A 15,098-nucleotide genomic window follows, 5' to 3' on the forward strand; every position below is an offset into this window, starting at 1 on the left:
TTTGGGCTGTGAGTTTGTCGGTCTCGCCCGACCGGCGAGGTTCTTTCTTTTGTCTCGCCAAAAGAAAGAACCCAAAGAAAAGGCGACCCCACGACGCCGGCCCGCTGAGCGGGTCGTCCTCGGCGGCGTCGAAGGGGAATTGGTGGTGGTAGGTGGCAGTCGTGAATTGGCTTGGAAAATCAACAGAGTGCGAGAGCGATTGGGGGTTGTGGATAAAACCGCCTGCTTGCGCCTTGCTGTGGGTAAGTGTAAAGGTTGGCCGAAAGAGCGCTATGGGTGATCTACCGGATAAGGTCGATTTCGGCCAACCATGGCAAAGATAGTCCGCGGTTCAGTTCGTCGCGGTGTTCAATCTTCCGAATCCACTGCCGCTGCAATCGTCCTGCCCATCCCCCTTTGCGCTGCCGAGCGATCGTCAAGCGGCCAGGTCTTAAGCCCCGCATGTTCGAGTGCCGCGACGTTAGCGCGGCGCGAGTTCGGCGGCGCCTGGCCGCTTGGCAGGCGCGAGGGAAGCCGAAGGCCAGCGCATCGGGGTCGCCTTCTTTTGCCTACTTTTCTTGGCGAAGCAAGAAAAGTAGGTCGCCGGTCGGGCGAGACCGACAAAGCCACAGTCCAAACCCGCGCTCCATAAAACCCGGCCCACTGAACGCAACAAGGCCCAGCCATCACTGGCTGGGCCTCGCTAAGAAAGCGACGGCGGGCTGCCGAGCCGCTTAACTCTTCATACACTTCTTCACGAAGCTGTTCTTGGCCGCGCCGGCCAGCTTCTTCTCGGCCGCCTTGCCCTCGCACATCGTCTGCGGCGAGGCCGCCTTCATGTCCTTCTCGCACTTCTTCACGAAACTGTCCTTGGCGGCACCGGCCAGTTTCTTCTCGGCCGCCTTGGCGGTACACGAAGCGTCGGCAGCGTAGGCCGCCACGTTGGCCGAAGCCAGCGCTACCAGAGCGATCATCACGAACTTGCGCATAGTCATCTTCCTTGTCGTTGCCGAAGTGGGAACATCACGATCCAGCCCCAAGCCCGCCGGAAGGCGCGGCTCGTCGAGGCTGACTCCCTTAGGAGTGTTGCACTGCCGCCTGACGATAATCAAGTGTCCATGTAGAAGGCATGACATCACGCCCGTTGGGTAACACGGTGCCCAGGCGGGCAGAAAACGACAACGCCGCCACCGAAACCGGCCGGTTCGGCCAATACGGTAGCGGCGTCATGGGGGAGCCCCAGGCTCCGAGCCATCAGCTTACTTGGCGGCGGAAGCGGCCGGCTTCTTGGCGCTAGCCTTGTGGCTGTGCTTGTGCGACTTGGTCGCCTTGTGGTGCTTGGCGGCTTGGGCTTTCTGCGCCGGAGCCGAAGCGGCTTTCTTCGGGGTGGCCTTGTGGATGTGCTTGGTGGCCTTGTGGTGCTTCTTGGCAGCCGGGGCGGAAGCCGCCGGAGCCGAAGCGTTGGCCTTGGCGGCCTGGGCCTTCTGAGCCGCCGGGGCCGAAGCGGCCTTCTTGGCGTGATGCTTGTGCGCCTTCTTGTGGTGGTGCTTGGCGGCCGGGGCGGAAGCCGCGGCCGGGGCCGAAGCGGCTACTTTAACGGCGGTGGCCGGTTTGGCATCAGCGGCGAAGCCGGCAGCCGAAGCCAGACCAAACACAGCGGACAGGGCGATCAGGGTCAGTTTTTTCATGATGGTATTCCTCAGTCGTTTGGTTTCGTATCGGTGTGGCGTCTGGTTCGGCGCGTCCTTGAGATGAATACTACGAAGCCCGACCCCGCCCGTCTGTTCACCAAATGTGAGGAGATGTAACGCTGTGTTCGACAGGGGGCAGCTGCCTTATTCCACCGCCATCTTGGCCAGTTTCCGCCGTTGGACGTTCAGCTGTTGCGCTTCAACCACAAAGCCAACATCGCTCAGGCACCCTTCTAAAAACGCTATCAATTCAACCGCTTACTACGCTTCAAGGCGCTGCTCTAGAACGGAACAGCCCTGGCGGTTGGGGGTGAGATGAGATCATAAGCTCCTCTTAAGCTTCGCCGACCAGAGTGAGCCCTGCCATCTCGTACCCCCATTGATCCTGTCAGGAGAAAACCCTATGAACACTGCTCTGAGTGAAAGCAACGCGCGAATGCTGAACAAGGTTCCAGAAGTCACGATTTTCTTCTGGATAATCAAAATCATGGCCACGACCGTCGGAGAAACGGCCGCCGATTTTCTTTCATTCAATCTGAATTTCGGCCTGACCGGCACCTCCATAATAATGGGGGTGTTGCTTCTGATTGCGCTGTTCGCTCAGATTCGGTCCAAGAAATACGTCCCGTGGGTTTACTGGATCACCGTCGTCCTCATCAGTATTTTCGGGACGCTCATTACCGACAATCTGGTGGATCACTTTGATGTGACACTGGAAACGACCACCACCGTGTTTAGCGTGGCACTGTTGGCGACGTTTGCGGGTTGGTATGCCAGCGAAAAAACCCTGTCCATTCACACCATTTACACCACCAAACGCGAGTTCTTTTACTGGGCGGCCATCCTGTTCACGTTTGCCTTGGGTACGGCGGCGGGTGACCTTGTCGCAGAAGGTTTGCACCTAGGTTACGCGACCTCTGCGCTGATCTTTATTGCTCTGATCGGTGCCGTCACCATTGGCCATTACGCCTTCAAAGCCAACGCGATCGCAGCGTTCTGGATTGCCTACGTGCTTACCCGGCCGTTTGGCGCGTCGTGCGGCGACCTCCTGTCGCAACCCGCTAGCAACGGCGGTTTAGGCTTGGGGACCGTAGGTACGAGTGCGATCTTCCTCGCGACCATCCTCGGCTTGGTATCGTATTTGTCCATTAGCCAAAAGAAGTCGCTCGCCCCCCAGAATTAACGGTGAGATGCGCCAGTCGTCCGTCCTGGTCAGGGACTATTGCCGGCCAGAACGGACGCCTCAAACGGTTCTTCCTGCCGCGATAGTCACCCCGACTGGGCCGGGACGAGCAGGTCCGGGCCCAAGCCGGTCGGGCAAACCGCCGCTCAGGGTTCCAGCAATAAGGCGCCGCGCACTTCGCCGGCCTCCAGACGCCGGTGCGCTTCACTCGCCTGCTCGAGCGGCAAGCGTGCCGCAATATCGACGACCAGGCCGGAGGCGAGCCGCGCCAGCGTGGCCTGCGCCCCGGCATGGTAGTGCTGCGGGTCGGCCATGAAGCCGAGCACGCTGGGCCGCGTCAGCGTGACTCCGCGGGCTGCCGCGATCTCGCCGGCCTCGGCGGGCTCCCCGGCCCCGGACACCCAGCCGATGCTCGCCACCATGCCGCCCGGCCGCGCGGCGGCAATGCTGCGCAGTAGCGTCTCGCCGCCGATTCCGTCGATCACCAGGTCTGCCCCGCCCTTGCCGGCATAGTCCTGCACCGCCGCGACAAAATCCTCCTGCCGGTAATCCACCGCCCGGTCCAGCCCGCGGGCATAGGCCAGCGCCGCCTTGTCCGGGCCGCTGACGGTGCCGATCACACGCGCGCCCAGCGCCTTGGCCCACTGGATCAGCAGCAGGCCGAGCCCGCCCGCGGCACCGTGCACCAAGACCGTCTGGCCCGGCGTCAACTGCCACACCTGCTGGAGCAGCATATAGACGGTGATGCCACGCAGCAGGCTGCCGCCCGCGACATCGCTGGCCACCGAATCGGGCAGGGCGATCGCCCGGTCTGCCGGCAAGTCGAGCACGCCCGTATAACCGCCGACGGATGCTCCGGCCCAGGCAACCCGCTGGCCGATGGTGAAGGCGGTGACGGCGCTGCCGACTTCCTCGATCACGCCGGCGCCTTCCACGCCCAGGACCACCGGCAGCGGCACCGGGTAGAAACCATTGCGCTGGTAGATGTCGACGAAATTGACCCCGACCGCGCTCTGACGCAGCCGGACCGCATTCGGTGCGAGCGGCGGCAGCGGGATCGTTGCGGCCTGGAGGACAGACGGGTCGCCGGGCTCGGCGATGCGGATGGCGCGGGTGAATGGCTGGCTCATGATTTTGCTCCGTTGACGATGTACAGCCACGATAGCCTTGTGCAGAATCAACCGGAATTCCCAATATCGGCCCAGTGATTGTGCAAAATTCGACAGAAGAGCGGGCGGCTGCGCGCCCGGATGAACTCGCGTGGGACGACGTGCGCTATTTTCTTGCTTTGGCCCGGCTGGGCAGCCTGTCCGCCGCCGCGCGCTCATTGGCGGTCGAGCACTCCACGGTGGCACGTCGGGTCGGCGCGCTGGAGGCGAGGATAGGCTTGCGCCTGTTCGACCGTCTGCAGCGCAGTTGGCAACTGACGGACGAAGGCAGCGCGTTGCTGGAGCCCGCGCAACGCCTCGAAGCCGAAGCGCTCGCGTTCAGCCGCGCCGCCCAGAGCATGACCGCCATGCAAGGCACCGTCCGGCTGTCCGCACCGCCGGTGTTGACCAGCCAGTTCCTGATGCCGCTGCTGGCGGCGCAGCGCCATCGCTGGCCCGGCATCGTGCTGGATCTGGTGGGGGAAGTGCGCGCCGCCAATCTGCATCGTCGCGATGCCGATCTGGCCATCCGGCTCTCGCGCCCGGACGCCCCCGGCCTGGTTGCCCGCCGCCTGGGGAGCATGGGCTACGGACTGTACGGGAGCCGCCGCTGGCAGCAGATACCCCGTGCCGAATGGGCGTTTCTCGGCTATGGCGAATCCCTGCAAGGCGGGCCGCAGCAGGCATGGTTGGCCGAATACGCCGGCGGGGCGCCGTGCTTGCTGGTCGCCAACGACTTCGCCACCTTGCATCAGGCCTGCCGCGCTGGGCTGGGCGTGACCGTGTTGCCGCACTTCATCGCCAGAAACGATCCGGACCTGATCGCACTGGATGGGGCGGTCGCGCCGATGCAGCGAGACATCTGGCTGGCAGTGCATCCCGACGTGCGGCGCTCGCCCCGCGTACAGCTCATCGCCGAACTGATTGCGGCAGTGATACAGGAGCACGCCGACCGGCTGGCATGAGAAGCTAACGACCGAGACCGGGCCGCGTCACCTCGGCCGACGTGCCAACGGCTTGGCGGCCAGCCCCGCCTTCGCGGCAATGACGCCGGTGTGAGGGCGACACCGATGCCGAGCCTCGGCCGTTCCTGCCTATAATCCTGACCACGACACTCACGCCACACTCCCCAAGGAAGCCCCATGACCATTTCCCTGTACGCCACCTCCGTGCCCGTCTTCAAGCAAATGCTGAACAGCGTGAGCGCTATTCTGGCCAAGACCGAAGAGCATGCCGCGGCGAAGAACATCGACCCGAACGCACTGCTGCAAGCCCGCCTGTTTCCCGATATGTTCCCGTTGATTCGCCAGGTGCAGATTGCCGCCGACTTTGCCCGTGGCGTATCGGCACGGCTTGCCGGCGTAGAAGTGCCCAAGTACGAGGACAACGAACAGACGTTTGCGGACCTGCAAGCGCTGATCAGCAAGACCCTGGCTTTCGTCGACGGCTTCACGCCGGCACAAATTGACGGCAACGAAGAGCGTGAAATCATTACGCGCCCGGGCACGCCAAAAGAGCGGAAATTCACCGGCCAGGCTTACCTGCTGAACTACGGGCTGCCGCAGTTCTTCTTCCATGTCACCACCCTATACGCGATCCTGCGCCACAACGGGGTGGAAGTGGGTAAGCGTGACTATATGGGGGCGTACTAAACCCTTTCCTCTTGGAAGAGGGAGACGGCCCCGAGTGGGCCGTTGCTCAAGCCATGAGCCACTTGGTCAGGCTGATGGCTGGTCCAGCAAGGCGAGGGCGATGCATTAGCAGGGAGGAAATGGAATGGATATCGGCGCCAGCCATCTGGAGACCGTGACGGCGATTCACTACTGGTCAGAGCAGACATTCTCAATCACCACCACCCGTCCCAGCGACTACCTGTTCCGACCCGGGCACTACGCCCGTCTGAGCCTGCCGTGCTTCGACAGGCCCGTCTGGCGGCCTTATTCGATTGTGTCGTCTACCGACCAGCCCCAACTGGAATTTCTGCTCACCATCATCCCGGAAGGAAAGCTGACGCCCTTGCTTGCGGAATTGCCGATCAATGCTTCGATCCTGATCGACCGAAACCCCATGGGGTTCTTCCTGGAAGAGAGCCTGTCTCAAGGTGAGGTGCTATGGCTACTGGCAACCGGCACCGGTGTCGGGCCATACGTATCCCTGCTGAGAGAAGGCAGCATCTTCACCAAGTATCAACGGATAGTCTTGGTTTACAGCGCCCGCCAGCGGGTCGAGCTGGCTTACGACCAGGAGCTGACAGCCATGCAGCAGCAGTCGGATGGCCAATTCCATTACATCCCGGTCGTCACCCGCGAGCCCGATTCTGGACGGCTAGCGGATCGCATCCCGGTACTAATCGAAACCGGCCAGCTGGAAAACCAACTCGGCCTTTCCCCGATCAATGCCGAACGCGACCGAATCATGGTGTGCGGCAATCCGGACTTTACGGTAGACATGCGGAAAATGCTTAACGAGCGGAATTTTTCTCCCTGCCGCCGTGGGTTAGCCGGCAACATGCTGTTCGAGAAATACTGGTAAACGGTTGATCTTGCCTCAGACCCGATCACCAAACCTCGTTGAACAAGCAATCGGTCGCCTGTCATGACCAGCCTGAAACGGCAACTCGTCGGTCAGGAACGCTGGAAATCGTTGTAATCAAACGTCCGGGACCCAACACATAGGCGCGAGACAGACCCAGCTCAATCCAGCCGAATTGCTTGCTTCGTTTAAAAGAAATGCCAGTCAGGTAAGCTGACTGGCATTTTCGTTGGCTATCTGAAAATTTTGCAGATTTACATGATCATGCCGGCCTTTGGCATGATCGACCTGCGGTCAATCTGTTCCGTATACCGGCGAGTGCGGACCGTAAAGAATGCCGTTCGGCCGACCTGCAGCCAGCAGGCGCTGGCTGGTGACACCTGCAATTGAATGGCCGGCATCGCTGACATTATTGACGATCTGCTTGATGGCCGCCGCAACCAGCACGCCGATCAAACCGCCGTTGGAATTGTTGCCGCCTTCATTGTTTGAGGCGGAAGCAGAGCCCGTCCACAGCGTTTCACCGGTTTTCAGATCGAGCAGCTTGGCATTGGCCGATACCGTCGTTACGCTGTCAAACACGGTATAGGTCGTCCCGTATTTGGATACCGTCACGTACAGCGCGGCGTCGGCGCCGAAGATTTCCTTCAGCTTGGCCGGCGCCACCGCGTGGATGTCCCCGGCGGTGGTGAGGCCGTTCTGCTTGAACGTTTCGTCGGCCAGCGTAACCGGCAGCACATAATAGCCGGCCTCGGCCAGTGGGTATGTCATTTGCGACAGCATGCTGTAGGTCGCTTTGACATCCGGCGATTCGTTCAACGGCGGCAGCACCAGGATCGAGCGCGGACGGCTTTGCTTGAAGGCCGAGTAATCATAGTTTTTGGGCGCGGCACACCCTGCGGCCAGAATGACCACCGACAAGCAAACCAGCCGCTTCAGAATCTTTTTCAACATCTCAACCCTCGCGCTTCTTGAATTTTTTCAGCAGAAAATCCATGTAGGCCGACGATTCCGGGTACAGTTCTTTCTCCGTCTGGAATTCTTGCACCACCTGATCACCTTTGCCGATAGCGGAATACAACAGGCCAAGGTGAGCGTGATAGCCTGGTGGCGGCATATTCCCTTTCGCTCGAATCTTCTGCAAATCCTTCTCAAGAATCGTGATCTGCTCTTCCGTACCCTGTCCCTTGAAGTATTCGTACACCTGCGGCTGATAGCCCTCCCATTGGTAGAGGGTCTTGGGCGCGGTACTGCACCCGGCCAGCAGGGCACTGCCCAGCAGGGCCAATGTCAAAATACGCCGTTCTGAAAATCTGTTCTTCTTCATGTTGTTTTTAATGTTGCTAGTTATCGTTATTTGCCCGGTTGCCAGGCACCAGAATCGATGGCCGCGACCATATTATTGACGGCCTCGCGAATCGCCAGGTCGAGCACCTTGCCGTTCAGGGTCGAGTCGTAGCTGGCCGTACCGCCGAAACCGATGATTTCGCGGTTGGACAGGCTGTATTCGCCCGCGCCCTGGCTGGAGTACACCACCTCGGAAGTCACGATGTTGACAATGTTCAGGTTGACTTTGGCATAGGCGGTTTGCGACTTGCCGCGGCCCAGAATGCCGAACAGCTGATGGTCACCCACCTCCTTGCGACCAAACTCGGTCACATCGCCGGTCACGACGTAATCCGCCCCCTTGAGTGCCTGGGCCTGTTTCTTGATCGCGGCTTCCTGCTTGATTTCACCCAGATTGTCCCGGTCCAGGACGTTGAAGCGGTTGGTCTGCTGCATGTGGGTGATCAGGATGGTCTTGGCCTGCCCGCCCAGACGATCAACGCCATCGGAAAAAATGCCGCGCATGTAACTGGAGCGGTTGTCGAACTTACCAACCGCAATCAGGGTCCGTGCGCCGGCATAGGGCTTGCTCGCACTTTCAACCTTCTGTGCCGGCAGGGAGCGGGAGCTCTCGGTCGCACATCCCCCCAACGTTGACAGCAATGCCACAGTGGCAAGCAGTGGGATTGTTTGTTTCACGTATCGGTCTCCAAATGTCACCCCATTCGGGGAGTAAAAAACCCAATATCATACGCGAGCCGTCCATGACAGGCTAATACGCTTGCGAAAAGCGGCTATGGCAGAAACGACGGAGGGAGCGGGATGCCGTGGGGGGAGAGGGTGATGGCCGTGAGTGTCCGTCGTCTAAAGAAGCAGGACGCCGACGCACAGCACCCACCCGATCATGTCTGTAGGTGCTGCGGAGGCGTTCAAGATGGGATGAAACAAAGTCAATGCAACATCTAGCACGTCAGATGCAGGATCGCGTTGGTCTCGTCAGGTTGTTCTGTCAGCGTCGCGATCGCTTCCGCGGTCGGCACGATGACCAATTCGACCTGCCGGCGCTGGGCCTCGCACACCACCTCTTCCATCACCGGCAACGCCCCGCTGCCGGTGCCGATCACCAGCCGCCGGCATTGCCAGGGGATCTCCTCCGCAAGCGACAGCGGCGTGTGGCCGAACGCCTCGCGGAACGGCTTCGACGGCTTCTTCTTGCGCTTGCGGACCTGGCCACGGTCGATCACCACATCATGCGGATACGTGACCCCATCGATGCGGATGGAACCAAACGAAAATGCTTCGAAGCGCATGCTCATCTCCTCACCAAGGTATCGGCGTCGACATCCATTGAAGCGATCATCCGACTCTTTAAGTATGGCCGCCGTCATCGCGTTCCCGACCTTTGTCTGACGAGCTTTGGGGTCCATGCAAAACACAAAGGCCCAGCCATTTTTGGCTGGCCGCGCGGTAAGACGCGCCGCCGGCGCGTCACATTCATCCCCCACAATGATTGACGGTCTGCCCAGACCTTGTGGACACTGGTCCGGACAGGATGCAGACATCCGGCCCGAATCCATAAGGGGAACGTTTCGGAGGCAGACACCGGCCCATTCCGATCCACCCACCGCCCGCGGTGGTGTCGATCGGCTTCTGGAACAGGGGGAAGTCCATGAAGATGCTCGGTTGGCGTAAGCAACGTTCGGTCAGCCTCGCCTTGCAAGGCGGCGGGGCTCACGGGGCGTTCACCTGGGGCGTGCTCGACCATCTGCTCGAGGACGGCCGCGTCGAGTTCGACGGCGTCAGCGGGACCAGCGCCGGCGCGATGAACGCGGTGTTGCTGGCCGACGGCCTGCAGCGGGGCGGCCGGGACGGCGCCCGCGAGTCCTTGTCCCGCTTCTGGCACGCGGTTTCGGCCAGCCTGCCTTTCGACCTGGCCTTCGGCCTGGACGCGGAGAGCGTCACGCAGGCGCCGGCGCTCAAGCTGTTGCGGCAGTGGTCGCAGTATTTCTCGCCCTATCAGCTCAACCCTTTCGACCACAACCCACTGCGCGACATCGTCACCGCGCAGATCGACTTCGAGCGCCTGCGCGCCGAGAGCCCGGTCCGGCTGTTCGTCGCCGCCACCCATGCCAACAGCGGCAAGCTGCGCCTGTTCCGCAACCGCGAGCTGACGGCCGACGCCCTGCTCGCGTCGGCCTGCCTGCCGACCCTGCACCATGCTATCGAGATCGACGGCGAGCCGTACTGGGACGGCGCCTACGCCGCCAACCCATCGGTGTTCCCGCTGTTCTACGAGTGCCGCAGCGACGACATCATGCTGGTGTTGCTGACGCCGCTAGAGCACCAGGACACCCCGCGCAGCGCCGAGGAGATCCGCGACCGGGCGCAGGAGCTCGCCTTCAGCGCGAGCTTCCTGCACGAGATGCGCGCGTTCGCGCGGCTGCAGGCGTTCGCCCGGCAGATGGGGCTGCCGCTCGGCCGCCTGGAGCGGCGCATCGTGCGCTCGAAGTTCCACCTGATCGACGCTCAGGACTTCATGCGCCGGCTGGCGAGCGAAACCAAGCTGGCCGCGCACCTGCCCTTCCTCGAGAACCTGCGCGACCTCGGGCGCGAACAGGCGCGGGCCTGGCTCGCGGCCCATTTCGATCATCTGGGGCGGCGCTCGTCGGTCGACCTGGCCGCGCTGTTCCTCTGAGCACGCCGTCCCGGTGCGGTTAGCGAGGGCGCGCCGCAGACAGCCGCTTAGACTGGAGGAGCCTTTCAGGCGAGTCCGGGAGCAGCGCCTGGCGATGCGTTGATCAGGCGGGGGATAGCGCAGGCGGCACCGGGCGCGCCGATCGGGTGTTCGCGCGAAGAAACGCTAGCTGGCGCCCATCCGGAGGCTTTCTGCTATACCTACTCGAATGGAATCCATCGGAGCCGACCATGAGCCTGACCCTCTATCTCCACCCGCTTGCGTCCTTCTGTCACAAGGTCCTCATCGCGTTCTACGAGAACGATGTCGCGTTCCAGCCCGTGACGGTCGATCTCATGGACCCGGAGTCGGCCGCGCAGCTGCGGGCGAAATGGCCGGTGGGCAAGATTCCCGTTCTCTACGATGCGGCGCGCGACCGGGCCGTGCCGGAAACGAGCATCATCATCGAATACGTGCAGCGGCACTATCCCGGCCCGGTTCGACTGCTGCCGGACGATCCCGACCAACAAATCGACGCCCGGCTTTGGGATCGGTTCTTCGATCTTTACGTGAGTGTCCCGGTGCAGAAGATCGTCGTCGACCGCATCCGGCCCGAGGACGCCAGGGACCCCAAAGGGGTGGCCGACGCGCATGCGTCGCTGGAGACCGCCTACGCGATGATCGACGCGCAAACCGCCGGGAAGACGTGGGCCATAGGCGAGCATTTCACGATTGCGGATTGTTCCGCGGCGCCGAGCCTGTTCTACGCGTCGATCGTGCACCCGTTCGACCGGAAGCATCAGAACCTGTCCGCCTATTTCGAGCGGCTCCTGGCGCGCCCGTCCATGCGGCGCACATTGCGGGAGGCGCGTCCGTACTTCCCCCTGTTCCCCTATCGCGAAGCGATGCCGGACAGGTTCCTGATGGATTGATGCAGGGAACAGGGACGCGTTCCATAGGCGAAACGTCCGCGAACGGTCTGGCCGATCGCTAGCCGGCCTGCGCCAGCAGGTAGTCGATCAGCCGGCTCACCCCCTCGGCGAGATTACGGATCGAGGTGTCGAAATCCCAATCGCCGTGCTCCGGCTTCACCTCGTTGGAGATCGACCGCACCTCGAAGAAGCGCTGCCCGGCCGCAAGGCAAGCGTGAAAGAACGCCGCGCCCTCCATGTTCTCCACATCGATCCCGGCGGTCGCCACGAACGGCGCGATCGCCGCGTTCAGCGAGTTGCTGTGCGCCAAGGGCAACGGCGGGTCGGCCGGCAGATGCGGGCAGTGCAGCACCGCGTTCACCTCGAAATCCATGTCGAGCTCCAACTCGGCCAGATGGCGAAAACCCTGCGGGGTGAAAAAGCCCAGATCCGCCTCGCGCTCGCTCGCCACCAGCACGGTGTCGCCGATCTGGTAGCGCGAACCCGGATACACCCCGGCGATGCCGGCCAGGACCAACACGTCGGGCCGACGCTCCAGGATCAGCCGAGTGGTGGCGCAGGCGGCGGCGGTCAGCCCCACCCCGCAGAACGCCACCTCGGCGGCGGGGTGGTGGAAGAACTGCGCTTCGGTCTTAGTGGGGAAGAGGACGAGGATGTTCATGGGTAGGCGGGCCGGGGTCGGGAAAAAGAGATCAGTGGATTGAGGGTGCTGCAGCATCGTGCGTATTGCAACCAGGCTGTAAAAGGCGCCGATGGAGAGGGATACAAGTTGGCCAAATTGCGACCATCGACAACCACGCCGATGCAGTCGGCGGCCCGCAAAAATGGATTTGGTACTCGACGCGAACGTCGTTATAATCCGCGCTCTTGTTTTGCTTCTGTTCCTCGATAGCTCAGTCGGTAGAGCGCCGGACTGTTAATCCGTAGGTCCCTGGTTCGAGCCCAGGTCGGGGAGCCATCCAAGCAGCGCCCGGAAGCGGCAGCCGCCCAAGCTAGTCCGTCATGCTTCCTCGCACCAATGCCTTTACAGGCCCATGTAGCTCAGGGGTAGAGCACTCCCTTGGTAAGGGAGAGGTCGGCAGTTCAATTCTGCCCATGGGCACCACGCCTTCGTATTGACCCTGTACTGACCGTAGCCCGCGCAGTCCGCGTCCGGGACGCATTGCGTGCGCGCATGAAGACACCATAGGCAGCGAGCCCGTGCGATCGCGGACTCGGCCCAAACGGGCGCTCCTACTTGCTATTTGCACAGTAGTGGGTGATGGAAAAATCGCCGATCTCGCCGCCGCCCAGGGCCTGCCGCTGATCAGCTACCGGCTCGGCTACATCACCTGCCACAGCCGCACCGGCTTGTGCGCCGACTACCAGTGGTGGGGCCGGCTCATCAAAACCTGCGTCCCCCTCGGAGCCATCCCCGCCCCGTCAAAGAGCTGACCAATCAGATCCGCCACATCGTCTACCAGATCGACTCCGGACAAAGCGGACTGGATTTCTCCGTGGGGAAATAAATCTGTCCCCTTTTTACTTTAATTTATTTTGAACATTAAAAAGGCAAACAAGATTAATGCTGCAGCAATCCAAAACATAAGAGATAAGGGTATCTTGTCCTTGAAAAGTTTGAATTTCAACTGCTCATCAATCCAATCAATCTGATGCTCCCAGAAAAACTTATAGTGTGCATACCAATTACTGAACATGATTTGGTGATGCATGCTTATATCGTTGTATTCAATTTCAAAACGCTCAAGCTCTGTTACGTACGAATCTAGAATGCCTTTTTCAGCCTTGACCTTGCCATACAAAACTTTTAATGAATTAAATAACTTTGTTAGTTTTACACCAGTATTTGCATATTCAGTCTTCTTGGTATCATAAAAAGTTATGTACATACCACTAACCCCAATAATTATGAAAGTGGCCGAGAAAAATTTTGCATTTAAAGCCTCAAAAACCAAGGCATAAACACCAAATGCAAGCGAAATAAAACTAAGCAAACCCGGCATTTTAACTACGATGTCATAGGTGGCAAAGCTCTTTTTTGCACCAAAGCCGACGTTGTATGCAGTTTGTGCAATATGTTTTAATAGATCGTCTTTATCCATGATAATCACTCAATTGGAACTTCAATTCGGCTTCTGGCGACAACTACGTTATTTTTGACAACGTAGCACTCAACAATATGCTCGCCTTTGAAGTTACTTGTTTCAATTTTTTGGAAATTGCCAGAATCCATGTGAATTTGTCCACGAATGCAATTTCGTCGTTGAGCCTCAGCGCCTCGATTAAGAACCTTCCATTTCAAAGTATATGGATGAGGAATATTCAACGGCTCAGCGGTGAATTTAAGACTTTTATTAGCTTTCAAAGCTATATTCCGTGAGAGCAGATAGCTCAAAGAGTGCTCACGGAAGCCATTTTTAGAAATATCACAATCAAGATCGATTTCATAGCGAATATCTACGGGATGCTGATCTTCAACGAACTCTTCTGTGTCACTCCAAGATTTAGCACTCGCACTTTCTGTTGCAATTGCAGGCTTAGCTGGAAATGGTCGCCCGTATATTTTTTTCCACTTGGCGTAAGCCGCATCAGTTCCGTCTGCGTTAATAGCAGCTAGGCAGGCTTCATAAGCTTTTTCGGCTTGCTTTTGAAAGCGTTTTTTTACCTTAACATCCTGACCACTACCCAAGGCTTGATAGTGATCTTGGTTTGGCTGATCCATCAAATATTTGAAAAAGTCGCGACTCATCCAGTCGTAGTAGGTGTAGCTCTTGTCATCATAATCGTCGGTGGACTTCAAGAAGTTATATGCCAGCGTATCAATTAAAAGCCCGCCCATTCCGACGCCATGCTTGTTTTTCCATGCTCTGGCCATCTTGCAGAGTTTGCGAAGATTCTTGTTTTTTTGATCTACAAACGCCTTCATGGCAGCAATTTCTTGCCTTGGCTTAGTGATTTTCCAGCTGCCGCCATTGTACGTATCAGGGTATTTAAAGTAACTTTGGCCGTTGGCATCAAACGCTTCAAAGACGGGCTGAACTTCAACGTGGAAGTTAGTGTAGGTCACTGTAACCACCAATCGATCAACCCGAACATCCGTTTTAGGGTATCGAGCTTTGATTGCATCCCTTGTGGCATTGAGTAGCTTGGTTTGGCCACCAGCTCCTTTATAATTATCCCATTCGCTGTTCGGCATGATGTAGAGCATGTCCAGATCAGATATACCTTTGATACCGGTATAACGACCATAAGAGCCGACCTGTAGGCTATTAGCCGTTTTTGAATCAGTGCCGCGAAATTTTTGGTTCAGGCTGGCAGTGATCTCACCATATCGGTAGCTGATATCAACCGCATTGTCGATCTGGATATTACTCAGAAAGTCTTGAAACATGCTCGATACAGACATGATCACTCCCTTTATTGAAATGGATCACATAATCAGTTTGGTTATTTCAGAAAAAAAGCCCTCGTACTACCGAGTGTTGGCGCTCACTGAAAATTGACCAGATAACCGAGGGTTTGCTCATTGAAAATTGACCAGGGTGACTAACCATCCCAGCGTCTTCAACGAGCAGGGAAACCTAAGGTGATCACCATGGCCACGTTTGCCAAAGTCAGGCGGATGTACTTCCG

Annotated in this window: 17 protein-coding genes and 2 tRNA genes; 9 read left to right on the forward strand and 10 right to left on the reverse strand. The window is 59.0% G+C overall.

The features are described 5' to 3' along the window. Window positions 1-713 precede the first annotated feature (713 nt). Both ACZ2IA_RS14625 and ACZ2IA_RS14630 read right to left on the reverse strand, forming a co-directional pair. A complete protein-coding gene (locus ACZ2IA_RS14625) occupies window positions 714-974 on the reverse strand; it encodes a hypothetical protein (RefSeq protein WP_470293325.1) in 261 nt (86 codons plus the stop codon). 264 nt (window positions 975-1,238) lie between these two features. Then, window positions 1,239-1,667, reverse strand: a complete 429-nt coding sequence (locus tag ACZ2IA_RS14630; RefSeq protein WP_470293326.1) for an acid-shock protein — start codon at window positions 1,665-1,667, stop codon at window positions 1,239-1,241. Window positions 1,668-2,073: 406 nt separating this feature from the next. On the opposite strand from ACZ2IA_RS14630, the gene ACZ2IA_RS14635 reads away from it, so the two are divergent. Next, window positions 2,074-2,853 carry a COG4705 family protein gene (locus tag ACZ2IA_RS14635; RefSeq protein ID WP_470293327.1) on the forward strand — a complete coding sequence of 260 codons (780 nt, stop codon included), beginning with the start codon at window positions 2,074-2,076 and terminating at the stop codon, window positions 2,851-2,853. Window positions 2,854-2,999: 146 nt separating this feature from the next. Here ACZ2IA_RS14635 and ACZ2IA_RS14640 read toward each other — a convergent pair whose 3' ends face one another. Beyond that, on the reverse strand, window positions 3,000-3,983 hold the full coding sequence (locus ACZ2IA_RS14640) for a quinone oxidoreductase family protein (RefSeq protein WP_470293328.1): 984 nt from the start codon (window positions 3,981-3,983) through the stop codon (window positions 3,000-3,002). A gap of 80 nt (window positions 3,984-4,063) precedes the next feature. Here ACZ2IA_RS14640 and ACZ2IA_RS14645 point away from each other — a divergent pair, with 80 nt between their 5' ends. The 3 genes from ACZ2IA_RS14645 to ACZ2IA_RS14655 all read left to right on the forward strand — a co-directional run bounded on the left by ACZ2IA_RS14645 (window position 4,064) and on the right by ACZ2IA_RS14655 (window position 6,533). Further along, window positions 4,064-4,966: a LysR family transcriptional regulator gene (locus tag ACZ2IA_RS14645; RefSeq protein ID WP_470293329.1), complete on the forward strand. Its 903-nt coding sequence runs from the start codon at window positions 4,064-4,066 to the stop codon at window positions 4,964-4,966. A gap of 177 nt (window positions 4,967-5,143) precedes the next feature. Continuing rightward, window positions 5,144-5,653, forward strand: a complete 510-nt coding sequence (locus tag ACZ2IA_RS14650; RefSeq protein WP_470293330.1) for a DUF1993 domain-containing protein — start codon at window positions 5,144-5,146, stop codon at window positions 5,651-5,653. A 124-nt stretch (window positions 5,654-5,777) separates the two neighbouring features. Beyond that, window positions 5,778-6,533 carry a ferredoxin--NADP reductase gene (locus ACZ2IA_RS14655; protein ID WP_470293331.1) on the forward strand — a complete coding sequence of 252 codons (756 nt, stop codon included), beginning with the start codon at window positions 5,778-5,780 and terminating at the stop codon, window positions 6,531-6,533. Between the two features lie 294 nt (window positions 6,534-6,827). On the opposite strand, the gene ACZ2IA_RS14660 is transcribed toward ACZ2IA_RS14655, so the two are convergent. The 4 genes from ACZ2IA_RS14660 to ACZ2IA_RS14675 form a co-directional block, all read right to left on the reverse strand. Then, window positions 6,828-7,472 carry a DUF799 domain-containing protein gene (locus tag ACZ2IA_RS14660; protein WP_470293342.1) on the reverse strand — a complete coding sequence of 215 codons (645 nt, stop codon included), beginning with the start codon at window positions 7,470-7,472 and terminating at the stop codon, window positions 6,828-6,830. Between the two features lie 16 nt (window positions 7,473-7,488). Continuing rightward, the gene (locus ACZ2IA_RS14665; protein ID WP_470293332.1) at window positions 7,489-7,860 is read right to left on the reverse strand and encodes a DUF4810 domain-containing protein; all 372 of its coding nucleotides are present in this window, start codon (window positions 7,858-7,860) and stop codon (window positions 7,489-7,491) included. A 26-nt stretch (window positions 7,861-7,886) separates the two neighbouring features. Further along, entirely contained in the window at window positions 7,887-8,558 is a 672-nt protein-coding gene (locus tag ACZ2IA_RS14670) for a CsgG/HfaB family protein (RefSeq protein ID WP_470293333.1), read from the reverse strand. 263 nt (window positions 8,559-8,821) lie between these two features. Further along, on the reverse strand, window positions 8,822-9,169 hold the full coding sequence (locus ACZ2IA_RS14675; RefSeq protein WP_470293334.1) for an MTH938/NDUFAF3 family protein: 348 nt from the start codon (window positions 9,167-9,169) through the stop codon (window positions 8,822-8,824). A gap of 359 nt (window positions 9,170-9,528) precedes the next feature. Between ACZ2IA_RS14675 and ACZ2IA_RS14680 the strand changes: the two genes are divergently transcribed. Both ACZ2IA_RS14680 and ACZ2IA_RS14685 read left to right on the forward strand, forming a co-directional pair. Then, entirely contained in the window at window positions 9,529-10,554 is a 1,026-nt protein-coding gene (locus tag ACZ2IA_RS14680) for a patatin-like phospholipase family protein (protein ID WP_470293335.1), read from the forward strand. Window positions 10,555-10,784: 230 nt separating this feature from the next. Continuing rightward, a complete protein-coding gene (locus ACZ2IA_RS14685; protein ID WP_470293336.1) occupies window positions 10,785-11,465 on the forward strand; it encodes a glutathione S-transferase family protein in 681 nt (226 codons plus the stop codon). 58 nt (window positions 11,466-11,523) lie between these two features. Here ACZ2IA_RS14685 and ACZ2IA_RS14690 read toward each other — a convergent pair whose 3' ends face one another. Continuing rightward, the gene (locus tag ACZ2IA_RS14690) at window positions 11,524-12,126 is read right to left on the reverse strand and encodes a phosphorylase family protein (protein WP_470293337.1); all 603 of its coding nucleotides are present in this window, start codon (window positions 12,124-12,126) and stop codon (window positions 11,524-11,526) included. A 221-nt stretch (window positions 12,127-12,347) separates the two neighbouring features. Between ACZ2IA_RS14690 and ACZ2IA_RS14695 the strand changes: the two genes are divergently transcribed. From ACZ2IA_RS14695 to ACZ2IA_RS14705, 3 genes are all read left to right on the forward strand, one after another. Continuing rightward, a tRNA-Asn gene (locus tag ACZ2IA_RS14695) sits at window positions 12,348-12,423 on the forward strand. Window positions 12,424-12,495: 72 nt separating this feature from the next. Further along, a tRNA-Thr gene (locus tag ACZ2IA_RS14700) sits at window positions 12,496-12,570 on the forward strand. A 149-nt stretch (window positions 12,571-12,719) separates the two neighbouring features. Beyond that, a complete protein-coding gene (locus tag ACZ2IA_RS14705; RefSeq protein ID WP_470293338.1) occupies window positions 12,720-12,899 on the forward strand; it encodes an SDR family oxidoreductase in 180 nt (59 codons plus the stop codon). A gap of 92 nt (window positions 12,900-12,991) precedes the next feature. Here ACZ2IA_RS14705 and ACZ2IA_RS14710 read toward each other — a convergent pair whose 3' ends face one another. Then, window positions 12,992-13,567: an SLATT domain-containing protein gene (locus ACZ2IA_RS14710; RefSeq protein WP_470293339.1), complete on the reverse strand. Its 576-nt coding sequence runs from the start codon at window positions 13,565-13,567 to the stop codon at window positions 12,992-12,994. Between the two features lie 5 nt (window positions 13,568-13,572). Further along, window positions 13,573-14,871: a nucleotide-binding domain-containing protein gene (locus ACZ2IA_RS14715; protein WP_470293340.1), complete on the reverse strand. Its 1,299-nt coding sequence runs from the start codon at window positions 14,869-14,871 to the stop codon at window positions 13,573-13,575. Between the last annotated feature and the right edge of the window lie 227 nt (window positions 14,872-15,098).

It is taken from the genome of Crenobacter sp. CS_VA4, from assembly GCF_055597485.1.